Origin of the sequence: Streptomyces changanensis (assembly GCF_024600715.1) — a bacterium.
GTDB classification, from domain to species: domain Bacteria; phylum Actinomycetota; class Actinomycetes; order Streptomycetales; family Streptomycetaceae; genus Streptomyces; species Streptomyces changanensis.
The window spans coordinates 437,173-455,778 of sequence record NZ_CP102332.1; the positions used below are offsets into that span (position 1 = coordinate 437,173).

The window sequence follows — 18,606 nt, forward strand, 5'->3', positions numbered from 1 at the left end:
GGGCGCCACCGGGCCGGCCACCGGCGCCGGCGCGTACCCGGCCCGGTGGCCGGCCCACCGGTGCGCACCGGTGGGCCGGAGCGCACCGGCCCGGCGGGAACGGGGCCCGGGCGTCCGGTGGTCCGGGCGGTGCCCTCCCGGCCCCTTCCGCGCCGCCCCGGTGGCCGTGTGCCCACCGGGGCGGGCCGTGCCGTGCGGGGCCCGCCCGGTCAGGCCGCGGTGCCCAGCGCCGTCGGGCGCTCGGCGAGGACCGGCACGGCGGCGGGCACGGGCACCGGGACCGGGGCGCGGCGGGTGTGGGTGGCGTACCCGGCGGCGATGACCGCGGCGATCAGCAGGCCGCCCGCCACGAGGGCGCCGCGGGCCCCGGCCAGCTCCAGGAGCAGACCCAGCGCCGGTGGCCCGGCGAGGGCCCACACCGTGCGCACGCTGCCCCAGACGCCCAGCACGCGGCCGCGCAGGTGCGGCGGCGGGTCGGTCTGTAGGACGGTGGTGCCGGCCGTGTCGGAGAGCGACTCCACGACGGCCATGGGCAGGACGAGGACCATCAGCACCGCCAGGGACGGCGACAGGCCGGCGGCGGCCTGGAGCAGGCCGCCGGACGCGGCGAGCACGCCCACCAGGCGCACGGAGGGCCTGCGCAGCCGGGCGCCCAGCACGGCGCCCACGATGCCACCGACCGCGAGGACGGTGGAGACGGCGCCGAAGGCCTCCGCCCCGCCGGCGAGCGGTCCGGTGACGAGTACGGCGAGGGTGAGGCCGTAGTTCCGCCCGAGCACCGAGCTGACACCGGTGACCACGGCGAGGCCCACGAGCCGCGGGCGGCGGGCGAAGAAGACCAGGCCCTGCCGGAGCGTCATGCCCCCGTCGCGGCCCGCGCCACGAGCCCCGCCGTCCTTGCCGCGCCGCCCGGCACCGGCGCCGGGACGCCGGGTGCGCGGCGCCGCCGGGGCGGCGGCCCGCAGGGGGCACAGGAAGGGGATCACGGCCGCCACGAAGAGGAACGACAGGCCGTTCGCCGTGTACGCCGCGGCCGTGCCGAGGAAGGCGACGGTGACCCCCGCGAGGCCGGCGCCGGCCAGGCGGCCGGCGTTGTGGACCAGCGAACCGACGCCGATGGCGGACGGCACGTCCTCGGTGCGGACGAGGTCGTTGCCGAGCAGGGCGCAGGCGGGGCCGTCCACGGTGGCGATGAGGCCGGTGACGGCGGCGAGTGCCATGAGCACGCCCAGCCCGAGCCGGTCGGAGGCGACGAGGACGGCGGTGGTGAAGGCGACGGCGCCGAGCAGGGCCTGGCTGACGGCGGCGGTGACCTTGCGGGGCCAGCGGTCGACGGCCGCGCCACCGGCCACGCCCATCAGGAGGCCGGGTGCCGCCTGCACGGAGAGGGACAGGCCGGTCGCCGCGGCGGAGCCGGTGATCTGCAGGACCAGCAGGTTCTGCACGGTCAGCTGCATCCAGGTACCGGCGTTGGAGACGAAGTTGGCGACGGACCACCAGCGCATGCTGCGGTACCGGAGCGAACGCCAGGGCGAGCGGTCGGCGGACGCGGTGGGGGCGGAGGAGGGCACGGGGGCAGGAGAGAGTGACACGTCTATCGGGGGCTCGAATGGCGGATCGGGGCGGACGGTCGACACCGGCCGCGCTGCGCGGCCCCGCCACCGGGAAATGTGCGTCGCCCATGGTGGCAGGCCGGCCGCCGCCCCGGCCGTGACCTGCGCCGCTCCGGAGGGCGCCGGCCGGGCGCGCGGGAGGTGGGGCCCTTGTGCCGCCTGGGTTCCGGCGCCTCGGGTGGGGTTGCTCACAGTGACCGTCCGGGGTGCCGGAGCGCGACGCCCGGGTCACAGTGGGTGGCACTGGCACCACACCCACGGAAGGCGGAGGCGGCATGAGCAGCGGTGGAGTGCGCGTGGACCTGCACGGCAGGCAGGCCCTGGTGACGGGGGGCGCGCGGGGCCTCGGGGCGTCGATCGTCCGGCGGCTGGCCGGGGCGGGGGCGTCGGTTCTGGTGGCGGACGTCCGCAAGGAGCTGGCCCGGGAACTGTGCGAGGAGCTCAACGGCGACGGGGGTGACGCCCGCTTCGTGGAACTGGACGTGCGGGACCCCGACGCGGTGGCCGGGGTCTTCCGCGAGCTGGACGGCGCCGGCCGGGGCGTGGACGTGCTGGTGAACAACGCCGCCGTCGACGTGTCGAAGCCCATCGAGCACCTGACGGCCGACGAGGTCACCCGGGTGGTCACCACGAACCTGCTGGGCCCGGTGTACCTCTGCCTGGAGGCCTACCGGCGGATGGTGGCCCGCGGCGGCGGGCACATCGTGAACATCCTGTCGACCGCCGCCAACCGCACCTGGACGGAGGCCGGTCCGTACGCGGCGGGCAAGTCCGGGCTGCGGGCGTTCACCCACACGCTCTTCAAGGAGGCGCAGCGCGACTGCCCGGGCATCGGCGTGACGGGGATCATCGCGGGCGGCATGGAGACGCCGTTCATCATGGACCGCTTCCCCGACACGGACGTGTCGATGCTGCAGAGCCCGGACGTGGTCGCCGACGCGGTGCTCTACGCCCTGTCGGTACCGGCCGGCAGCGTGGCGGGCGAGATCGTCGTCGTCCCGCGCAGGGAGCCGTCCTGGCCGTAGGGCGACGTGCCGGTCGGGGCGGCGGGCGGCGGTCAGGCGCCGGGCGGGCGTCCGGTGCGCAGCATGCGCAGGACGGCCTGTTCGGCGGGTCCCTGGGTGGCGGGCACGCCGTGCGTGGTGTCGGCGCCGAGCCCCGGGAGGGCGGCGGCGACGGTGACGCCCTCCTCGTACAGCTCGATGACCCGCGGGTTGATGTAGGAGGCGCGGCACACGGCGGGCGTGTTGCCCAGGTAGCCGGAGACCTCGCGGACGGCGCGGGCGATGGCGCGGCGGCGGGCCGTCTCGCTGTGCGCCACGGCCCGGGAGACCGCGAGGGCGACGGCCGCCATGACGGTGGCGTGCCAGGTGCGGAAGTCCTTCGCCGTGACCTCGACGCCGGCGAGGTCACGCAGGTAGGCGTTGACGTCGGTGCCGTTCACCTCGTGCCACGTGCGGCCCTCCCGGTAGGCGAGGAGCCGCTCGCCGTCGTCGCGGCGGCGGATGAGCGCGGTGAGGCTGCGGCAGGTGGGCGGGTCGGCGACCACGTGGAGGCGCTGCTTGCCGTGTTTGCCGGGGTAGCTCAGCAGGACCTCGCCGCGGCTGCACCGGGAGTGGTCCCGCAGCAGGGTGGTCAGGCCGTAGGTCTGGTTCCGGTCGGCGTACCGCTCGCTGCCGATGCGGAAGAAGCCGAGGTCGAGGAGGCGTACGGCGGTGGCGAGGACCCGCTCGCGGGTGAGGCCCCGGTCTCCGAGCGCCGCCTCCACCGCCTCGCGCACGCGCGGCAGCGCCTCGGCCACGTCGAGGACGTGGTCGTGCTTGCTCTGTTCCTGCCGGGCGCGGAACGCCGGGTGGTAGAGGTACTGGCGGCGGCCCGCGGCGTCGGTGCCGACGGCCTGGAGGTGGCCGTTGCGGCGGGCGCAGATCCAGACGTCCTGCCAGGCCGGGGGGATGACGAGGCCCTTGACGCGGTCGAGTTCGGCCGGGTCGCGCAGGGGCCGGCCCGCGGTGTCCAGGTAGCGGAAGCCGCGCCCGTGGCGGACGCGGGTGTAGCCGGGGTCCGTGGGACGCACGTGGGCGAGGCGCACGGACGTCGCTCACGCCCGCCGGGCGGCGGTGGTCGGGGCGGACGCTGCCATGGTGGGCTCCCGTCGTTCGTACGGCGTCTGCGCGGCGCGCGGTGTACGCGCGGTGCGCGTGCGCGCGGTGGGCGCGGTGCGCACTCAACGGATTGCCGTCGTTTCGGTCCGCAAACCCGGCGGAACGCGAGGACGCCCCCTACGGCGCGGGCAGGGCCTGTTCGGCCCAGATGGTCTTGCCGGTGGCGGTGTAGCGGGTGCCCCAGTGCTGGGTCATCTGGGCGACGAGGAAGAGCCCGCGGCCGCCCTCGTCGTCGATGGCGGCGCGGCGCAGGTGGGGCGCGGTGTGGCCGGTGTCGGAGACCTCGCAGATCAGGAGGGAGCGATCGCGGACGAGACGCAGCTGGACGGGGCCGGCGGCGTAGCGCAGGGCGTTGGTGACGAGTTCGCTGACGACGATCTCGGTGGTGAAGCCGAGCTCGTCCAGCCCCCAAGCGGCGACCTGCCGGGCGGCGAGGGCGCGGGCGCGTCCGACCTCCTCCGGTCCGGCGGCGAGGTCCCAGGTGACGATGCTGTCGCCGCCGAGCATCCGGGTGCGGACCAACAGCAGGGCCGCGTCGTCCTCGACCGGGCCCGGCAGGAGGGCGGTGACGACCCGGTCGCACAGCTCGGGCAGGGGGCGGTCCCGGTGGTCGGCCAGGAGGACGCCGAGGCCGTCGAGCCCGGTGTCGGGGTCGCGGTCTCGGTCGCGGACGCGGACGAGTCCGTCGGTGTACAGGGCGAGGAGGCTCCCCTCGGGGAGGTGGAGCTCGACGGTCTCGAAGGGGAGGCCGCCGAGGCCCAGCGGCGGCCCCGGCGGGACGTCGGGGACGGTGACGGCGCCGGTCGCGGCGTCGAGCACGACGGGCGCGGGGTGTCCGGCGCGGGCGAGCCGGCAGACGCCGGTGACCGGGTCGTACACGGCGTACAGGCAGGTGGCCCCGACGGCCTGGTCGTCGGGGATGTCGCCGGATCCGCGTACGGCGGCGGGCGGGGGGCCGCCGGTGACGGAGCCGGGCGCGGCGGCCTCCTCCTCGGCGGCCTGGGTGATGAGGTCGTCGAGGCGGGTGAGCAGTTCGTCGGGGGCGAGGTCCTGCCGGGCGAGGACGCGGACGCTGGTGCGCAACCGGCCCATGGTGGCGGCGGCGCCGAGGCCGTGGCCGACGACGTCACCGACGACGAGCCCGACGCGCGCGCCGGAGAGGGTGACGACGTCGAACCAGTCGCCGCCGACGCCGGACTTGCTGTCGGCGGGCAGGTAGCGGTGGGCGAAGTCGACGGCGGAGAGCCGGGGCAGGTTGCGGGGCAGCAGGCTGTGCTGGAGCGTCAGCGCGGCGGTGTGCTCCCGGGTGAAGCGGCGCGCGTTGTCGATGCAGACGGCGGTGCGGGCGACGAGCTCGTCGGCGACGGGCAGGTCGTCGGCGTCGAACGGGTCGGGGTGCCGTTCACGGCGGAAGGTGACGACGCCGAGGGGCGCGCCGTCGGTGCGCAGCGGAACGACGAGGGAGGAGGGGCCCCGCCCGGTGACGACGGCGTGACCGGTGGCCAGGCAGCGCAGTTGGGGCGCGTCGGGCGGGTACTCGACGGCCTCGCGCGCGGCGGGGCCGACGGCGATCGCGCTGCTCCCGTCGGGACCGGGGTCATCGGGCCCGGTGTCATCGGGGCTGGTCGCCGGGCCGTCCGGGGCCGGCGCCCGCGCGGCGCCGGTGGGCGGCGCCGCGCCGTCCGGGCCGTCGGCGGGCGCGGCGGGGTCCGCCGCGGCGTCGGGTCGCCCCCAGACCCGGACGAGCCGGCCGGAGCGCGCGGTGCCCGGCGCGGGCTGGTCGCCCTCCAGTACGGCGTCGACCAGGTCGACGGTGACGCTGTCCGCGAACTGCGGGACGGCGACGGCGGACAGCTCCCGGGCGGTGCGGCTCATGTCGAGGGTGGTGCCGACGAGACCGCCGGCCCGGACGAGGAGGTCGAGGCGCTGCTGGGCGAGGTAGCGGTCGGTGATGTCGACGGTCTCCTCGCACACGCCGAGGACGGTGCCGTCAGTGTCCTGGAGCCGGTAGTACGAGCAGGACCAGACATGGTCGTGGTCCGGGTCGACGGGCGGGCGGCCCCGGTAGTGCAGTTCGATGACCGGCTCCCCCGAGTCGAGGACCCGACGCATGGTCTCCTCCAGGGTCGGCGGGTACCCGGCGGAGAGGACCTCGCCGGCGGTGACCATGTCGTCGGGGCCGAGGCCGGCGTACTGGGAACTGCCCATCTCGCGGTAGAGGGCGAAGTTGGTCCACACGACGCGCAGCTCGGTGTCGTAGATGGCCAGGCCCACGGGCGACTGGGTGGCCAGGCCCCGGAGCATCGACTGGAGGGCTTCCCAGCGTTCGGTGTCGTCGGCGTCGGCCACGGCGAGGAGCCGGGCGGGGCCCGCCTCGCCGTGGGAGAGCGGCAGGGTCGCGGTGGTGACGCGGACGATGCGGCCGTCTCGGTGGCGCATGTGGAGCACCTGGCGGCGGGCGTGGGCGGCGCCGGGGAGTTCGGTGGCGACCTGGTAGGCGCCCGCGCGGTCCACGACGAGGCGGCCGATGGGGTGGCCGAGCGCCTCGTCGGGCGGGTAGCCGAGCAGCCGTTCGGCCGCGGGGCTCCAGCCCACGATGCGGTTGTCGGCGTCCAGTACGGCCGTCGCCGCTCTCGTCGCGTCCAGGGGGCCTCGGAAGTCGGAGCCCTCCGCTGCGTTCACCGCGCCCATGGCACCTGCCTCGTCCGTCGTCCTCATCGTCGGCCGCCGCTCACGGGGTCACAACCGCGGTGGTCCGGCCGGGTCACCGGCCGGCCGCGCGGACGCCGGTTCACCGGCCGGCCCCTCCGCCGTGCGGACCGCGGCCATCGGCCCGCGGACCGCCCCCGGCACCGTGCGGACCGTCCCAGCCGAGTCCCGGGCCGCCCCCGTCCGCACCGGGTACGGCGGCACGGGGAGCGGCGGCGGGGCCGGGTGCGGCGCGGTCGGACCAGCGGGCGGCAAGGAGCAGGGCGATGTCGTCGGCCCGGTCCTCGTCCTGGCCGGCCCCGGCGATGAGGGCGTCGGCCGTCGCGGCGAGGGAGGCGGGGCCGACGGCGGACAGCGCGGCGCGCACCCGTTCGATCCCCACGTCGATGTCGACGCCGGGCTGCTCGACGAGTCCGTCGGTGAACAGGGCGAGCACCCCGCCCGGTGGCAGCCGCAGGTCGGTGACGGGGTACCGGGCGTCCGCGTCGACGCCCAGGACGACCCCGCCGGGAAGGTCGACGACCTCGGTTCGGCCGTCCGGGTGACGCAGCAGCGGCGGGAGGTGACCGGCGCGCACCGCCTGGAGATGTCCGGTCTCCGGCGCGAGCACGCCGTAGCAGCAACTGGCGAACTGGCCGGGGTCGAGGTCGATGAGGAGGCGGTTGGTACCGCTCATGACCTCGCTCGGGTCGTGCCCGGCGAGGGCGAAGGCCCGTACGGCGCTGCGCAGCTGGCCCATCGTGGCCGCGGCGGACACGCCGTGCCCCTGCACGTCGCCGATGACGAGGGCGAGGCCGCGCGGGGTCTCGACCACGTCGTACCAGTCGCCGCCGACGTCCATGCCCTGGGTGCCGGGCAGGTAGCGGCCGACGGTGTTCACGTGGCGCAGGCGCGGCAGCCGGTGGGGCAGGAGGGCGTCCTGGAGTCCGCGGGCGAGGGCGGCCTCGGAGTCGTAGCGCCGGGCCCGCTGGAGGGCCTGGGCGATGAGCCCGGCGAGGGCGGTGAGGACGGTGCGCTCCTCGGGGCTGAAGCCGCGGGGCTGGTCGAAGCCGAGGATGCAGGAGCCGACCGGCCGGCCCGAGGCGATGAGGGGGAGGAAGGCGCGGGCGCCGACGTGCGCGTCGAGGGGGATGCCGGGATAGGCGGCGGCGAGGCGCTGCATGGACTCGAAGAAAATCGGCCGGCCGGAGGTGAGCGTCTCGACGCCGGGCAGTCGGGCGTCCAGGCCGACGCCGTCGAACCGGTCGAGGAAGCCCTGGGGGAAGCCGGTCTCCCAGGCGAGGTGGAGGTGGCGTTCGCTCAGCAGGTAGATGGCGAGCTGCCGGCCGCCGAACGCCGGCAGGAGTTCCTCGGTGACGACCTCGGAGACCTGTCGGGCGGTGACGGCCTCGGTGAGGGCGATGGCGAGGGCGACGGGCCGGTAGAGGACGGCGGCGCGGTCGGCCGGGGAGCCGAGGCCCCCGCCGGGGGCGGCGACGGAGCGGGGGGCGTAGGCGGGTTCGTCGACGGCGGAGAGGGTGACGGTGAGGCCGTCGTGGCCGGGGTGGAGGGAGAGCGACAGCCAGGACGAGTCGGCGCGGTGGGCGAGGAAGTGCACGGGGTCGGCGGAGATGAGCGCGGCGCGGAAGTGGTCCTCGTAGGCGGGGCGGCCGGTCCAGGGCACGGCGTCCCACAGGACGCGCCCGAGGAGGGTCGGGCGGCCCTGGCCGAGCAGGGTCTCGGCGCGGCGGCTGACGTAGGTGACGCGGCCTAGCCGGTCGAGGGAGAGGACCCCGGTGGCCAGCCGGTCCGCGGCGGCGGCGACGATCGGGCCGGTGCCGGGGTCGACGAGGACGCCGGTGAGGTGCGCCGGGTGGGAGTCGGGGCCGTGGGCCGTGGGCGGGAGGCGGCGGCGGGTCAGTTCGAGCAGGTGGGGCCTGCCGTCGCGGCCGCTCAGCCAGACCCGGCGGCCGGCCGGGCGGTCGGGGTCGGTGGCCGTGGTGATCTGGTGCGCGGTGGCCCACAGGCCGTAGACGTCCTCGGGGGCGAGGAGCGCCTCCAGTCCGGCGACGGTGCCGGGGAAGTCGTCGGGGTCGGCGCCGAGGATGCGGCACAGTTCGGCGTCGGCCGTCAGGGTGCCGCTGTCGACGTGCCACTCCAGGTGCCCGACGCGGACGGGGGGCGTGGCGCTCGCCGGGAGTTGGAGGGGCGCCGGTTCGCGGTCCCAGGCGACGCGGGTGCCGGCGGCGTCGAGGCGGGCGAGGTCCGCGCCGAGGCGGGAGGCGGCGTTGCGCATGCGCTGGCGGTCTGCGGCGTCGACGGGCCGGCCGGGGGTGGCGGGGCGCAGGGCGACGAGGACGCCGTACCGGTCGCGGCCGGCGGCGACGGGCACGTAGAGGGAGCCGAAGGGGTAGGGCAGGCCGGCCATGAGCTGGGGGAAGCGGCGCATCGACTCTTCCGCGTCGGCGAGGTGGACGGGGTGTCCGGAGCGGAACGCCTCGGCGACCGGGAAGGGCCGGTTGATGTGCATGCGCCACCAAGGCCGGAAGAGGTCCACGGGCAGTCCGGCGAGGACGGCCAGGCGGAGCAGGCCCGTGGTGCGGGAGCGCAGGTAGACGCCGCCGGCGTAGCCGCCGACGGAGTCGATGGCGTCGACGGCGGCGGGCGCCAGCGCCATGGCCAGGGTGTCGGTGGCGCGGCCGTCGTCCGGCGGCCCGCCGCCCCGTCCCGGACCGTCCGGCGGGGGCGGGACGTGGCCGGGGGCTCCGTACCGGGTCACACAGCCAGGATGCGCCCGGTCGGGGGGCGGCCGCACTCCGGTGGCGGGGGATCGGTCCCGGTGGGGGCGGACCGGGCGTGCGTTATGTTGTGCGCAATTGGGACGAGAAGGAGGCGGATCGTGCCATCAGTGCCATCCGGGCAGCAGGCGCGAGCGCAGGCGGCCGCGATCAGGCAGGGGCGGCAGGCCCCGGAGCCGGATCCGACACCGGCGGAACGGGTACGGGCCCTGTTCACGGGGCACCGGCTGTCCCCGGGGCAGCGGCGCATCGCGCAGTACCTGGTCGACCACCTGACGGAGGCGGCGTTCCTGTCGATCACGGACTTGGCCGACCGGGCCGGGGTGAGCCAGCCGTCGGTGACGCGGTTCGCCACCTCGCTCGGGTACAGCGGCTTCCCCGCGCTGCGGGAGGCGCTCCAGCCGATCGCGTTGAGCGCGGTGGCGGGCTCCCCGGACGCGCGCGAGGGGGTGCGGCACAACGAGCTCCAGGCGGCGATCGACGCGGAGATCGAGAACCTGGAGAGCCTGCGGCGGGTTCTCGCCGATCCCCGGCAGGTGCTGGAGGTGGGCCGGCAGCTGGCTCATTCCGTGCCCTTGACGGTGGTGGGGCTGCGGATCTCGGTGTCGCTGGCGGAGTACTTCGCCTACGCGGCGCGGCGGATCCACCCGGACGTGCGGGTGGTGACGCGGGGCGGCAGCGTCGCGTACGACACGCTGCTCCAGGCGCGGGAGGCGGGCGGTTCGTGGGCGCTGGCCTTCGCCATGCCGCGGCACGCGAACGAGACGCTGGCGGCGGTGCGGGCGGCGCGCAGCGCGGGGCTGCGTGTGGCGCTGATCACTGATCTGACCATGGGACCGCTGGTGGAGGCCGCGGACGTGACACTGACGGCGCCGGCCGGCGCGCGGCTGGTGTTCGACTCCTACGCGGCACCCGGGGTGCTGTCGGCGGCGGTGCTCCAGGCGATGGCCGACGCCGAACCGGAGCGTACGCAGGCACGGTTGGAGGGGTACGAGCAGGTCGCGATGCAGCACGACTTCTTCATCGACGACTGAGGGCGGCCGGTGCGCGGGCGGTTCCGTCCGGCGCTCCGGCGGGTGTCCCGGTGGGCCCGGTACGGTCGGGTGGCACCGGCTTTTTCCGGCCATCGGCGAGCATGAAATTTTTCATGCTCTTGCTTACTCAACGGTATATATATTTACTGCTCGCACGACACCGCGGCACCGATAGGCGCCACGCGGTGCCCGCTGACCGAACACGGTGGGGCGGCGCTCCCTCCTCGCGCCGCCCTCGTGTTCGTCACCGGGTGCTCCGCTCTCCCCTGCGGACACCCGTGGCGGCCCCGGTCTACCCCTGGGCCGGGGCCGCCGAACCCTTCCCGTCAGTCGTCAGCCGGCCGCCGTCGCGGCGAGCCTGGCGCGGGCGGCGGCCAGCGCGTGCTCCAGCTGCCGGGTCCCGGTGGTCACGCACAGCGTGTACGTCACGTCCTCCAGGCGGCGTTGCAGATCCGGCGCGATGGCGCGCTCCTGCGCGGCGGCGCAGAGGGATTCATACCGGGCCACGAGCTCGCGAAGCACAGCGGGATGCGCCAACAGCATGGGGCGTACCTGCCTTTCCGACGCCATGGAGTGAGGGAGGACGGCGACGCGCGTCTCCCGGGGGCTTGCGAAGAGGTCGGGCGACACGGCGGCGCCCGGACGCGGGGCACCGCCCCCCGCGGGGATATGCCCGCACTGACCGACCTTCACACGACATTGTGATGCAACCGTGATGGCTTCGCCCTGCGGAACGCCGGGAGGTGTGACCACACATGCCGGTGGTACTCGGCGGCCATGGCTGTGAACCCCATCGAGATGCAGAAGAACCTGGGCGGCGTCAGCTACCCGGCCTCCAAGGACGAGATCGTCCGTCAGGCCGAGGAGCACGGCGCCAGCGAGAAGGTCGTGGACGCGCTGAAGTCCATGCCCGACAAGGAGTACGACTCCCCCGCCGCCGTGAACAAGGAGGTCGGCAGAGGTTCCTGACACCGGTCCCGTCCCGCGTCGCGCCGCCCCGCCGTCAGCCGGGGCGGCGCGCCACGACCAGGCGGCAGCGCGGCGCCCCGTCCGCGCGGGTACCGAGCGCGGGCAGGGGCAGGAGCGCCGTGTCGAAGCCGGCCCGGCCCAGGTCCGCGAGGACGTCGGGGAGCCGGAAGGTGCGGTGGTACATCACGAAGGGCGGCCGCCACAGCGCGTTGCGCACGCGCATCGCCGCGTCGAAGCCCCACAGCGCCCAGTAGGCCGCGGACGCCGGGCGCGGCGGCGCCGCCACGGGGAACGCGAACCGCCCGCCGGGCCGCAGCACCGCGTGGACCCCGGCGAAGAGCCCCGGCCGCTCGGCGGGGAGGAAGTGCCCGAACGCGCCGAAGCTCACGGCGAGGTCGAACGCCTCCCGGAACGGCAGCGCCCGCGCGTCCGCCCGTACCCAGGCAGGGCCCGGGCGGCCCTGTTCGGGCGGGAGCGAGGCGCGGGCCCGCGCGAGCATCCCCGCGCTGAAGTCCACCCCCGTCACCCGCTCGCGGCACAGCCCCCGCAGGACGGCGGTGCCGGCCCCGGTGCCGCAGCACACGTCAAGCCCGCAGCGGAAGGGGCCGAGGGGGCGCAGGGCGTCGGCCACGGCGTCGAGGACCCGAGGCGGCGTGCGGAAGGGCGTCTCGTCGAACTTCGGGGCGAGCAGGTCGTATCCCCGCTGGGTGGAGGAGAGCGCCTGCACGGCCAGCTCCACGGCGGTCGGTCCGGTGGGGGTGAACATGCCTGCCGAGCCTAGGGGGTGTCGTGCCGGTCGGGTCGGATCGGGGAGCGGTGTCCGGTGCGTGCGATCGCACGGCGGAGGAGGGTCAGGGCGGAGCCGTGGCGACCGGCGACAACGCCGCGAGGGCGCGTGCCGGGCGCCGCGAGCCCGGCCTGATCGGCCCGGTGCCCCAGGGGGTGTCGCGCCGGTCGGGTCGACCGGGCGGCAGCCGTCCTCGGGAAGCGCGGGTCGTGGTCGGTCGGCTCGGGTCGGGGCGGGTTCGGTCGGGGGCGGGTTCGGTCGGGTCGAGGCGGTCGGGTCGAGGCGGTCGGGTCGAGGCGGTCGGGTCGAGGCGGTCGGGTCGAGGTGGTCGGCTCGGGCCGTGCCGTGTCGGATCCGTCAGAGGGGGTCGGCGTCGAGGGCGTCGAGGAAGAACTCCGCTCCGCGCCCGGCGCCGAACGCGGCACCCGGACCGGTCAGCTGCTGCTCGGCCCAGATGACCTTTCCCTGCCCGGTGTAGCGGGTCCCCCAGCGCTCGGAGAGCTGGGCCACGAGGAACAACCCCCGGCCGCCCTCGTCGGTCGTGGCCGCGTACCGCAGGTGCGGGGAGGTGCTGCTGCCGTCGGACACCTCGCAGGTGAGGACACGGTCGTGGATGAGGCGTACGTGGACCGGGGCCGTGCCGTAGCGGATGGCGTTGGTGATCAGTTCGCTGAGGATCAGCTCGGTGGTGAAGGCCACGTCGCTCAGGCCCCAGGCGGCGAGCTGCTCCGCGGCGGCGGCCCGCAGTCCCGAGACGGCGCCGGGGTGGAAGGGCACATCCCAGTCGGCGACGCGGTCGGGGCCGAGGCTCCGGGTCCGGGCGATGAGGAGCGCGACGTCGTCCTTGGGGCGGGCGGGCAGCAGGGCGTCGAGCACGGCCCGGCAGCTCTCCTCGGGGGTGCGGTCGACTCCGTCGGGCGGGGCGAGGGCCAGCCGCAGCAGGTCGAGGCCGACGTCGATGTCGCGGGTGCGCTCCTCGATGAGGCCGTCCGTGTAAAAGACCAGCTGGCTGCCCTCGGCGAGCTCCAGCTCGGCCGTCTCGTACGGGATGCCGCCCAGCCCCAGCGGGGGGCCCACCGGCAGGTCGGGGTACTCGACGTGGCCGCCGGGGTGGACCAGGGCGGGCATGGGGTGCCCGGCGCGGGCCAGCGCGCAGCGCCGCGTGACCGGGTCGTACACGGCGTACAGGCAGGTGGCCCCGGTCATGCCGGCGCCGCCGTCGGGGCCGCCGTAGCCGGCCTCGGCCTCGTCCTGGTCGATGCGGCCGACGAGGTCGTCGAGCCGGCCGAGGAGTTCGTCGGGCGGCAGGTCGAGGGTGGAGAAGTTGTGGACCGCGGTGCGCAGCCGGCCCATGGTGGCGGCGGCGTGGAGGCCGTGCCCGACGACGTCGCCCACGACGAGGGCGACCCGGCTGCCGGGCAGCGGGATCACGTCGAACCAGTCGCCGCCGACGCCGGACTGGGCGGGCAGGTACCGGTGGGCGACCTCCACGGCGCTCTGCTCGGGCAGCGCCCGCGGCAGGAGGGAGCGCTGGAGGGTGACGGCCATGGCGTGCTCGCGCGTGTAGCGGCGGGCGTTGTCCATGGCGACCGCGGCGCGGGCGACGAGCTCCTCGGCGAGCGTGACGTCCTCGTCCTCGAAGGGCTCCGGCTTCTCGGAGCGCCAGAAGTTGGCGACGCCGAGGACCACCCCGCGGGCCTTGAGCGGCACGGTGATCAGGGAGTGGATGCCGTACTCGACGATCCGCCCCGCCCGCTCCGGGTCCTGCGCCTGCCAGCCGGGCGCGCGGGACAGGTCGGGCACCAGCTCGGCGCGGCCGGAGCCGAAGCCCTTGGCCTGGGGCGTCGACGCCACGAAGGCGATCATGCGGCCGACCGTGTAGAGCGGGTGGTCGTCGCGGATGCCGCGGGAGGCGGTGCGGCGCATCTCGGTGCTGCTGCCGGTGGGTTCCTCGCCGCGCAGCACGGGGTCGGCGAGGTCGACGGTGACGTAGTCCGCGAAGCGCGGCACGGCGACGTCGGCCAGCTCCTCGGCGGTGCGGCCCACGTCGAGGGTGGTGCCGATGCCCACGCCGGCGTCGTACAGCAGGTTGAGGCGTTTGCGGGCGACCTGGGCGCGACCGGTGAGGGCGCGCAGTTCGGTGGTGTCCCGGATGGTGGCGACGGTGCCGCCCGGCCCTCCGTAGGGGTGGGTGAGGCGCTGGTTGACGGCGAGGAGCCGGCCGGCGGCGGGCACGACCTCGTCGGTGGCGGGCCGCCCGGACACGAGCAGCTCGGCGATCCGGGGGTCGAGGCCGGGCAGCTCGGAGACGTGCCGGCCCTCGGCCCCCGGCGGGAGTTTCAGGAGCCGTAGCGCCTCGTCGTTGGCGAGGACGAGGCGACCGTCGCGACCCACGATGACGACGCCCTCGCGCACGGCGTGCAGGACCGCGTCGTGGTGCTCGTAGACCCGGGTCATCTCGGCGGGGCCCAGGCCGTGGGTCTGGCGGCGCAGGCGCCGGGTGACGAGGGCCGAGCCGGCGGTCGCGACGGCGAGCCCGGCGGCGCTCGTGCCGAGGATGACGGGCAGCTGGCGGTTGACGACGCCGGTGACGTTGGCGACCTTGAGTCCGGCGGAGACGAGGGCGACCACCCGGCCGTCCGCGTCCGTGACCGGGACGACGGCCTGCACCTCGTCGCCGAGCGGCCCCTGGACGCGTTCGGTGAGGACCCGGCCGGCGAGGGACGGCTCGATGGTGCCGACGAAGCGCTGCCCGATCCGCTCGGGCTGGGGGTGGGTGTAGCGGATGCCGTCGGTGTCCATGACGACGATGAAGTCCACGCCCGCCCGCTCACGGGCGGTCTCGGTGAGCGGCTGGAGCTCCTGGGACGGGGCGGGGGCCTCCAGCGCCTCCAGCAGGCCCGGGGAGTGGGCGAAGGTCTCGGCCACGGCGACGGACCGGTTGCGGGCCTCGCGCTCGCCGTCGTACCGCGACTGCAGGAGGAGGGCGAGGACGGCGCCGAGCACCAGCAGCACGATCAGCGTCACCTGCAGGGCGAACACCTGCCCGGCGACGCTGCGGGGAAGCCTTTCGGCCAGTGACCGGACCGACACGCCCCGGAACCGGTCTGTGAATGCGGCCACGCTCATTTGTAACACTGTCCCCCTCGTCCGGCGCCAGATCAGGGGGACCAACAGTGCCGGCGGGCGCATCTCGTGCCGGTGGGCGCCGCTCCCCCGCGTCCCCTCCGGGCGGCCCCGCGGGTGCCGGGCGTGGCGCCGATGAGGTTCGGAGGGTGCATTTCCCGCCGTCCTGGCGCGGGTATGGTCCCCGCAGGGCCGACGGTGGGGACTGGGGGCGCGGCGTGGCCGAGCGGGAGTTCGAGGAGCGGGGCGTGCTGATCCGGCGGGGGTGGCGCCAACTGACGACGGCCGGCCGGATCCGGGTCGCCGGAGGACGGCTGACGCTGCTCAACAGTCGGGGCAGCGAGATCGACAGCGCGCCCTTGTCCGAGGTGCGGCTCCGGGAGCCGTGGTACGTGCCCCGCGGCTGCGTCCGCGCGGTGCTGGGGAGAACCGTGTACCTGCTGCGGCTGCCGCCGTCCCGCGCGCGGGACGTCGCCGAGGCCGCCTACCGGGCGCGGGGCTAGACACCCGCAGGAGGCGTGTCCCCGGTGGTTCTCCCGCCCGCCGCTCCCCCGCCGGTGAACCCGGTCGCCGGCGTAAGGGGGCGCCGGTGTAGTCGCCGGTTCAGGACCCGACGGGGAGCGCGGGAAGGTCCTCCCACACCTGCCGCAGTTCCGTGTAGCGGCGGTCGGGCAGGGCCTCCAGGACCGCGCGTACCTCCGGGCGGGCCCCGGCGGCGGCGATGAGCAGGTCGCTCCGGCTCAGCGCCCCGTTGGCGAAGACGGCGGACAGGTGGTCGGCGATCTCGGTACGGGTGACGTCGTCTGCCATGGCTCCCCCAGGTGTGAGCGCGCGAAGAGGTCGGCGGCGTGGGTGGCGGTGGGGTCTCGCGAAGTGGTCGGTGCGGCCGCCGGGGGCGGCTCGGGCGCCGTCCCGGCCGTACGGGGCGGGAGTCGGCGCGCGCATCAATCTAGCGCAGCCGAGCGGCCCTTGAGCGGGGCGACGGACCGCTGGGCGGGGTGCTCCGGGCAATTCCCCGCGCGGTCGCGGGGAGGCCGCCCGCACGTCCCGCGGCGTTCACCGGACCTCCGGCCGCAGGGCCGGGGAGCCTCCCTGCCCGTGACGGTACGATCGCGTTCGGTGACGGGGCGGACGCGGTGGGAGGACGACAGTCATGGCGAGGGTGACGCGGCAGGAGATCACCGCCTGTACCCGGGGGGCGTTCGGTTCGGGCTGGGTCGGCAGGGACGGGCTGTGCGCGGCGGCGCGGGCGGCGGGCGCCCGCCCGGAGGCCGTCGCGGTGCTGGCGGGGCTGTCGCCGTACGTACGGGTGTGCGGGGTACCGGACCTGCTCCTGCTGCTGCCCGGCCTGCCGGACGGCTCCGAGGCGGAACCCGCGGACGGCGGCGCGGACGGCGGAGCCCCGGCCGCCGTGTGACGTCCCGGTCTGCAGTGACCCGGGCCAGGGACGGCGGATCGCCGGAAACGGCAGGTCACACGCCGGACGACACCGGCCGGCAATGAGCGCGAGGGCCCGTTGCGGGGCGGGCGTCCCTGTGCGGCCCTGTGCGGCCCTCAGGTCCCGGTCGGCACTTCCGGCACGGAACTGCCCGCCGCCCGCCACGGCCCGACCGATCAGGTGTCCCGTCACCGAAGGCTGACCGATCTCATCGAACGTCGACCGTGACCTGCCGACAGCCGATGCGGAGTCGGCGGTCACACTGTGGGCATGGACTGGAAGACCGATACAGAGGCTCGGGAGGCTGAACTCGCTGTGGCGCGTGAGCGCGGCCCTGCTCACGTCGTCGACCTGCAGTGGCGGCGACTGCGGGAACAGGCTGTCGAAGCGGATTACTCCGACTTCCTCGTCCTCCTGGATGCGGCGGCTTCCGAACCGAGGCTGCGGCAGCTCTTCCCGTTCACCAGCATGTGGGTCCTGTGCTTCAGTTCCAACATCGAGAAGCCTTCCCTTGCGGAGGCGCCGGCTGTGGTGGCTCAACTTGATGGCCGGTTCGAGGTGAAGACCGATCGATGGGGCGACATCATCGGCGAGACCGACTCCGCCCACGAGGCCATTGCGCTGGTCGTGGCCAACCTCCCGGAGCGTCTCGGCCCGGCCGGACGGCACATACCGGACGACCTACGGTGAGATTGCTCAGTCTTCGGTGAGACGGGACACCGCCGATCACAGCGCACCGTGCTCGCCGCTTGGAGCTGGGGGAGCGCGAGTGCACCGGCGGGTGCTGCGGCTTCCTGACCGTGGTCGTGCAGCGGTTCGGGGAGATCGTGCAGTGGTCGGACTGGGAGGTTCCGTGGGCGGCGCACACGGACATGCCGCACCCTCCGCCGGAGCTCCACTTCGACGCGAGTCAGTACGACGCCGAAGTGGCTCGTGCTGAGGCGGACCGCTGGTGGCAGGTGCACTCCTAGGGCCCAGCACGGCGCGGCCCTGCCCGGCGGCTGCGGGCTCTTACCGGCCCCGCGCTCCTGGTCAGCAGGAACGCCTTGGCAGGCTCAGGTGCTGTCGAAACTCGTGAACATTCCGGCCAGGCGGTGACCGCCGACTGCCTCCCGAAGCGCCGTCGAAGTGCTGCCCGGATGTGCCGGGCCTCGTCGCGGGCGGCGCGGCCGGTGGTCGCGGTGGCTCGGGCCTCGGGGAGGCGGCGAGCCGGCGACCGGCCTTCTCCGGGCGGCCCATGAGGTCGGCGGCCTTCTCGGCGTCGGGGCGCGGCGGCACGAGGTGGATCTCGGGGCGGCGACGCCGCGGCGCAGCTGTTCCATCCGCTCCGGGAGCGGGCTCCAGCCCTCGACGCCGGCGAGTTCGGTGTTCACCTTGGCCAACGCCGCGGTGTACGCCCGTCCGGCGCCCCGCGGCTGCCGGGTGGTGCCGGCGGGCCGGTGCTGCGGGCCGGTCTCCTCCTCGACGGTGCCGCAGTGGTTGCCGCGCACCGGGACCCACAGCGCGTCCGCGCTGCCGGTGACCTCGCCCTTCAGCAGGCGGCGCACCAAGAACCAGCGCCGGCGGTCAGGGATGGAGGGGCGCCCCGGCGGGTGGCGGTGCGGGCGGTGGCGACGGGTCGGTCCCGGGGTCCGTGGGCTGTGTCAGCACCGCCGTGAGGACCAGCCCGACCACCGCCACCACGACCGCCACGAGGAAGGTGACCTTGCGCCAGTCGCGGGGGTCCCGCCCGCCCGGTCCGTCGGCCGGGCGGTCGCGCGGGCGGTCGGCCGGGCCGCCGTGTTCGAAGGGGTCTCCGGTCAGCTGCCTGCCGAGGGCCGACATCCGGGCGTCGAGCTCGGGGTCCTCGCGCGCGAGGAGCCGCTCGATCTCGGCGAGCAGGCGGTCCTCGTCCATGCCGGACGCCATCACGACCACCTCCGGTGCGTTCTCCTGCTGGGACGGGTCTCCGCGCCGGGCGGCGCCCGGTCGCCCGCACCGGGTACCCGTCC

17 protein-coding genes are annotated in these 18,606 nt (G+C 75.6%); 7 read left to right on the plus strand and 10 right to left on the minus strand.

Annotation, left to right across the window (positions count from 1 at the left end):
• Positions 1–209: 209 nt before the first annotated feature.
• Complete coding sequence (locus NRO40_RS01895) at positions 210–1,505, minus strand: MFS transporter (RefSeq protein WP_058941939.1); 1,296 nt, start codon at positions 1,503–1,505, stop codon at positions 210–212.
• 383 nt (positions 1,506–1,888) lie between these two features.
• Here NRO40_RS01895 and NRO40_RS01900 point away from each other — a divergent pair, with 383 nt between their 5' ends.
• Positions 1,889–2,638: an SDR family oxidoreductase gene (locus tag NRO40_RS01900; RefSeq protein WP_058941920.1), complete on the plus strand. Its 750-nt coding sequence runs from the start codon at positions 1,889–1,891 to the stop codon at positions 2,636–2,638.
• A 32-nt stretch (positions 2,639–2,670) separates the two neighbouring features.
• Here the strand turns inward: NRO40_RS01900 and NRO40_RS01905 are convergent, their stop codons facing one another.
• The 3 genes from NRO40_RS01905 to NRO40_RS01915 all read right to left on the minus strand — a co-directional run bounded on the left by NRO40_RS01905 (position 2,671) and on the right by NRO40_RS01915 (position 9,242).
• The gene (locus NRO40_RS01905; protein WP_058941921.1) at positions 2,671–3,702 is read right to left on the minus strand and encodes a DNA topoisomerase IB; all 1,032 of its coding nucleotides are present in this window, start codon (positions 3,700–3,702) and stop codon (positions 2,671–2,673) included.
• A gap of 190 nt (positions 3,703–3,892) precedes the next feature.
• A complete protein-coding gene (locus NRO40_RS01910; RefSeq protein WP_058941922.1) occupies positions 3,893–6,466 on the minus strand; it encodes a SpoIIE family protein phosphatase in 2,574 nt (857 codons plus the stop codon).
• Between the two features lie 100 nt (positions 6,467–6,566).
• A complete protein-coding gene (locus NRO40_RS01915) occupies positions 6,567–9,242 on the minus strand; it encodes a SpoIIE family protein phosphatase (RefSeq protein WP_079047014.1) in 2,676 nt (891 codons plus the stop codon).
• A gap of 129 nt (positions 9,243–9,371) precedes the next feature.
• On the opposite strand from NRO40_RS01915, the gene NRO40_RS01920 reads away from it, so the two are divergent.
• Positions 9,372–10,295, plus strand: a complete 924-nt coding sequence (locus NRO40_RS01920) for a MurR/RpiR family transcriptional regulator (protein ID WP_058941923.1) — start codon at positions 9,372–9,374, stop codon at positions 10,293–10,295.
• A gap of 333 nt (positions 10,296–10,628) precedes the next feature.
• On the opposite strand, the gene NRO40_RS01925 is transcribed toward NRO40_RS01920, so the two are convergent.
• Positions 10,629–10,838, minus strand: a complete 210-nt coding sequence (locus NRO40_RS01925; RefSeq protein WP_058941940.1) for a DUF5133 domain-containing protein — start codon at positions 10,836–10,838, stop codon at positions 10,629–10,631.
• Between the two features lie 234 nt (positions 10,839–11,072).
• Here NRO40_RS01925 and NRO40_RS01930 point away from each other — a divergent pair, with 234 nt between their 5' ends.
• Positions 11,073–11,264, plus strand: a complete 192-nt coding sequence (locus tag NRO40_RS01930) for a DUF2795 domain-containing protein (RefSeq protein WP_058941924.1) — start codon at positions 11,073–11,075, stop codon at positions 11,262–11,264.
• A 34-nt stretch (positions 11,265–11,298) separates the two neighbouring features.
• Here NRO40_RS01930 and NRO40_RS01935 read toward each other — a convergent pair whose 3' ends face one another.
• Positions 11,299–12,030, minus strand: coding sequence for a class I SAM-dependent methyltransferase (locus NRO40_RS01935; RefSeq protein ID WP_058941925.1), 732 nt, complete (start codon positions 12,028–12,030; stop codon positions 11,299–11,301).
• A 378-nt stretch (positions 12,031–12,408) separates the two neighbouring features.
• Entirely contained in the window at positions 12,409–15,180 is a 2,772-nt protein-coding gene (locus NRO40_RS01940; RefSeq protein ID WP_079047015.1) for a SpoIIE family protein phosphatase/ATP-binding protein, read from the minus strand.
• Between the two features lie 215 nt (positions 15,181–15,395).
• On the opposite strand from NRO40_RS01940, the gene NRO40_RS01945 reads away from it, so the two are divergent.
• Positions 15,396–15,680: a hypothetical protein gene (locus NRO40_RS01945; RefSeq protein WP_058941927.1), complete on the plus strand. Its 285-nt coding sequence runs from the start codon at positions 15,396–15,398 to the stop codon at positions 15,678–15,680.
• 100 nt (positions 15,681–15,780) lie between these two features.
• Here NRO40_RS01945 and NRO40_RS01950 read toward each other — a convergent pair whose 3' ends face one another.
• Positions 15,781–15,987 carry a hypothetical protein gene (locus NRO40_RS01950; RefSeq protein WP_058941928.1) on the minus strand — a complete coding sequence of 69 codons (207 nt, stop codon included), beginning with the start codon at positions 15,985–15,987 and terminating at the stop codon, positions 15,781–15,783.
• 343 nt (positions 15,988–16,330) lie between these two features.
• Here NRO40_RS01950 and NRO40_RS01955 point away from each other — a divergent pair, with 343 nt between their 5' ends.
• The 3 genes from NRO40_RS01955 (at position 16,331) to NRO40_RS01965 (ending at position 17,586) form a co-directional block, all read left to right on the plus strand.
• Positions 16,331–16,594 (plus strand): hypothetical protein, encoded by a 264-nt coding sequence (locus NRO40_RS01955; protein WP_058941929.1) that lies wholly within the window; start codon positions 16,331–16,333, stop codon positions 16,592–16,594.
• A 291-nt stretch (positions 16,595–16,885) separates the two neighbouring features.
• Positions 16,886–17,305 carry a DUF6193 family natural product biosynthesis protein gene (locus NRO40_RS01960; protein WP_058941930.1) on the plus strand — a complete coding sequence of 140 codons (420 nt, stop codon included), beginning with the start codon at positions 16,886–16,888 and terminating at the stop codon, positions 17,303–17,305.
• Positions 17,306–17,364: 59 nt separating this feature from the next.
• Positions 17,365–17,586, plus strand: a complete 222-nt coding sequence (locus NRO40_RS01965) for a hypothetical protein (RefSeq protein WP_232791047.1) — start codon at positions 17,365–17,367, stop codon at positions 17,584–17,586.
• Between the two features lie 84 nt (positions 17,587–17,670).
• Here NRO40_RS01965 and NRO40_RS01970 read toward each other — a convergent pair whose 3' ends face one another.
• Positions 17,671–18,162: a hypothetical protein gene (locus NRO40_RS01970; RefSeq protein WP_058941931.1), complete on the minus strand. Its 492-nt coding sequence runs from the start codon at positions 18,160–18,162 to the stop codon at positions 17,671–17,673.
• A gap of 19 nt (positions 18,163–18,181) precedes the next feature.
• The gene (locus NRO40_RS01975) at positions 18,182–18,523 is read right to left on the minus strand and encodes a DUF3040 domain-containing protein (protein WP_107115072.1); all 342 of its coding nucleotides are present in this window, start codon (positions 18,521–18,523) and stop codon (positions 18,182–18,184) included.
• Positions 18,524–18,606 lie beyond the last annotated feature (83 nt).

What these genes read in the sequence shown, in the direction of transcription:
- NRO40_RS01960 (WP_058941930.1), top strand. Translation starts at nt 16,886, where the DNA reads ATGGACTGGAAGACCGATACAGAGGCTCGGGAGGCTGAACTCGCTGTG.
- NRO40_RS01975 (WP_107115072.1), bottom strand. Translation starts at nt 18,523, where the DNA reads ATGGCGTCCGGCATGGACGAGGACCGCCTGCTCGCCGAGATCGAGCGG.
- NRO40_RS01910 (WP_058941922.1), bottom strand. Translation starts at nt 6,466, where the DNA reads ATGGGCGCGGTGAACGCAGCGGAGGGCTCCGACTTCCGAGGCCCCCTG.
- NRO40_RS01930 (WP_058941924.1), top strand. Translation starts at nt 11,073, where the DNA reads ATGGCTGTGAACCCCATCGAGATGCAGAAGAACCTGGGCGGCGTCAGC.
- NRO40_RS01895 (WP_058941939.1), bottom strand. Translation starts at nt 1,505, where the DNA reads ATGCGCTGGTGGTCCGTCGCCAACTTCGTCTCCAACGCCGGTACCTGG.
- NRO40_RS01925 (WP_058941940.1), bottom strand. Translation starts at nt 10,838, where the DNA reads ATGCTGTTGGCGCATCCCGCTGTGCTTCGCGAGCTCGTGGCCCGGTAT.
- NRO40_RS01900 (WP_058941920.1), top strand. Translation starts at nt 1,889, where the DNA reads ATGAGCAGCGGTGGAGTGCGCGTGGACCTGCACGGCAGGCAGGCCCTG.
- NRO40_RS01955 (WP_058941929.1), top strand. Translation starts at nt 16,331, where the DNA reads ATGGCGAGGGTGACGCGGCAGGAGATCACCGCCTGTACCCGGGGGGCG.
- NRO40_RS01950 (WP_058941928.1), bottom strand. Translation starts at nt 15,987, where the DNA reads ATGGCAGACGACGTCACCCGTACCGAGATCGCCGACCACCTGTCCGCC.
- NRO40_RS01940 (WP_079047015.1), bottom strand. Translation starts at nt 15,180, where the DNA reads ATGAGCGTGGCCGCATTCACAGACCGGTTCCGGGGCGTGTCGGTCCGG.
- NRO40_RS01935 (WP_058941925.1), bottom strand. Translation starts at nt 12,030, where the DNA reads ATGTTCACCCCCACCGGACCGACCGCCGTGGAGCTGGCCGTGCAGGCG.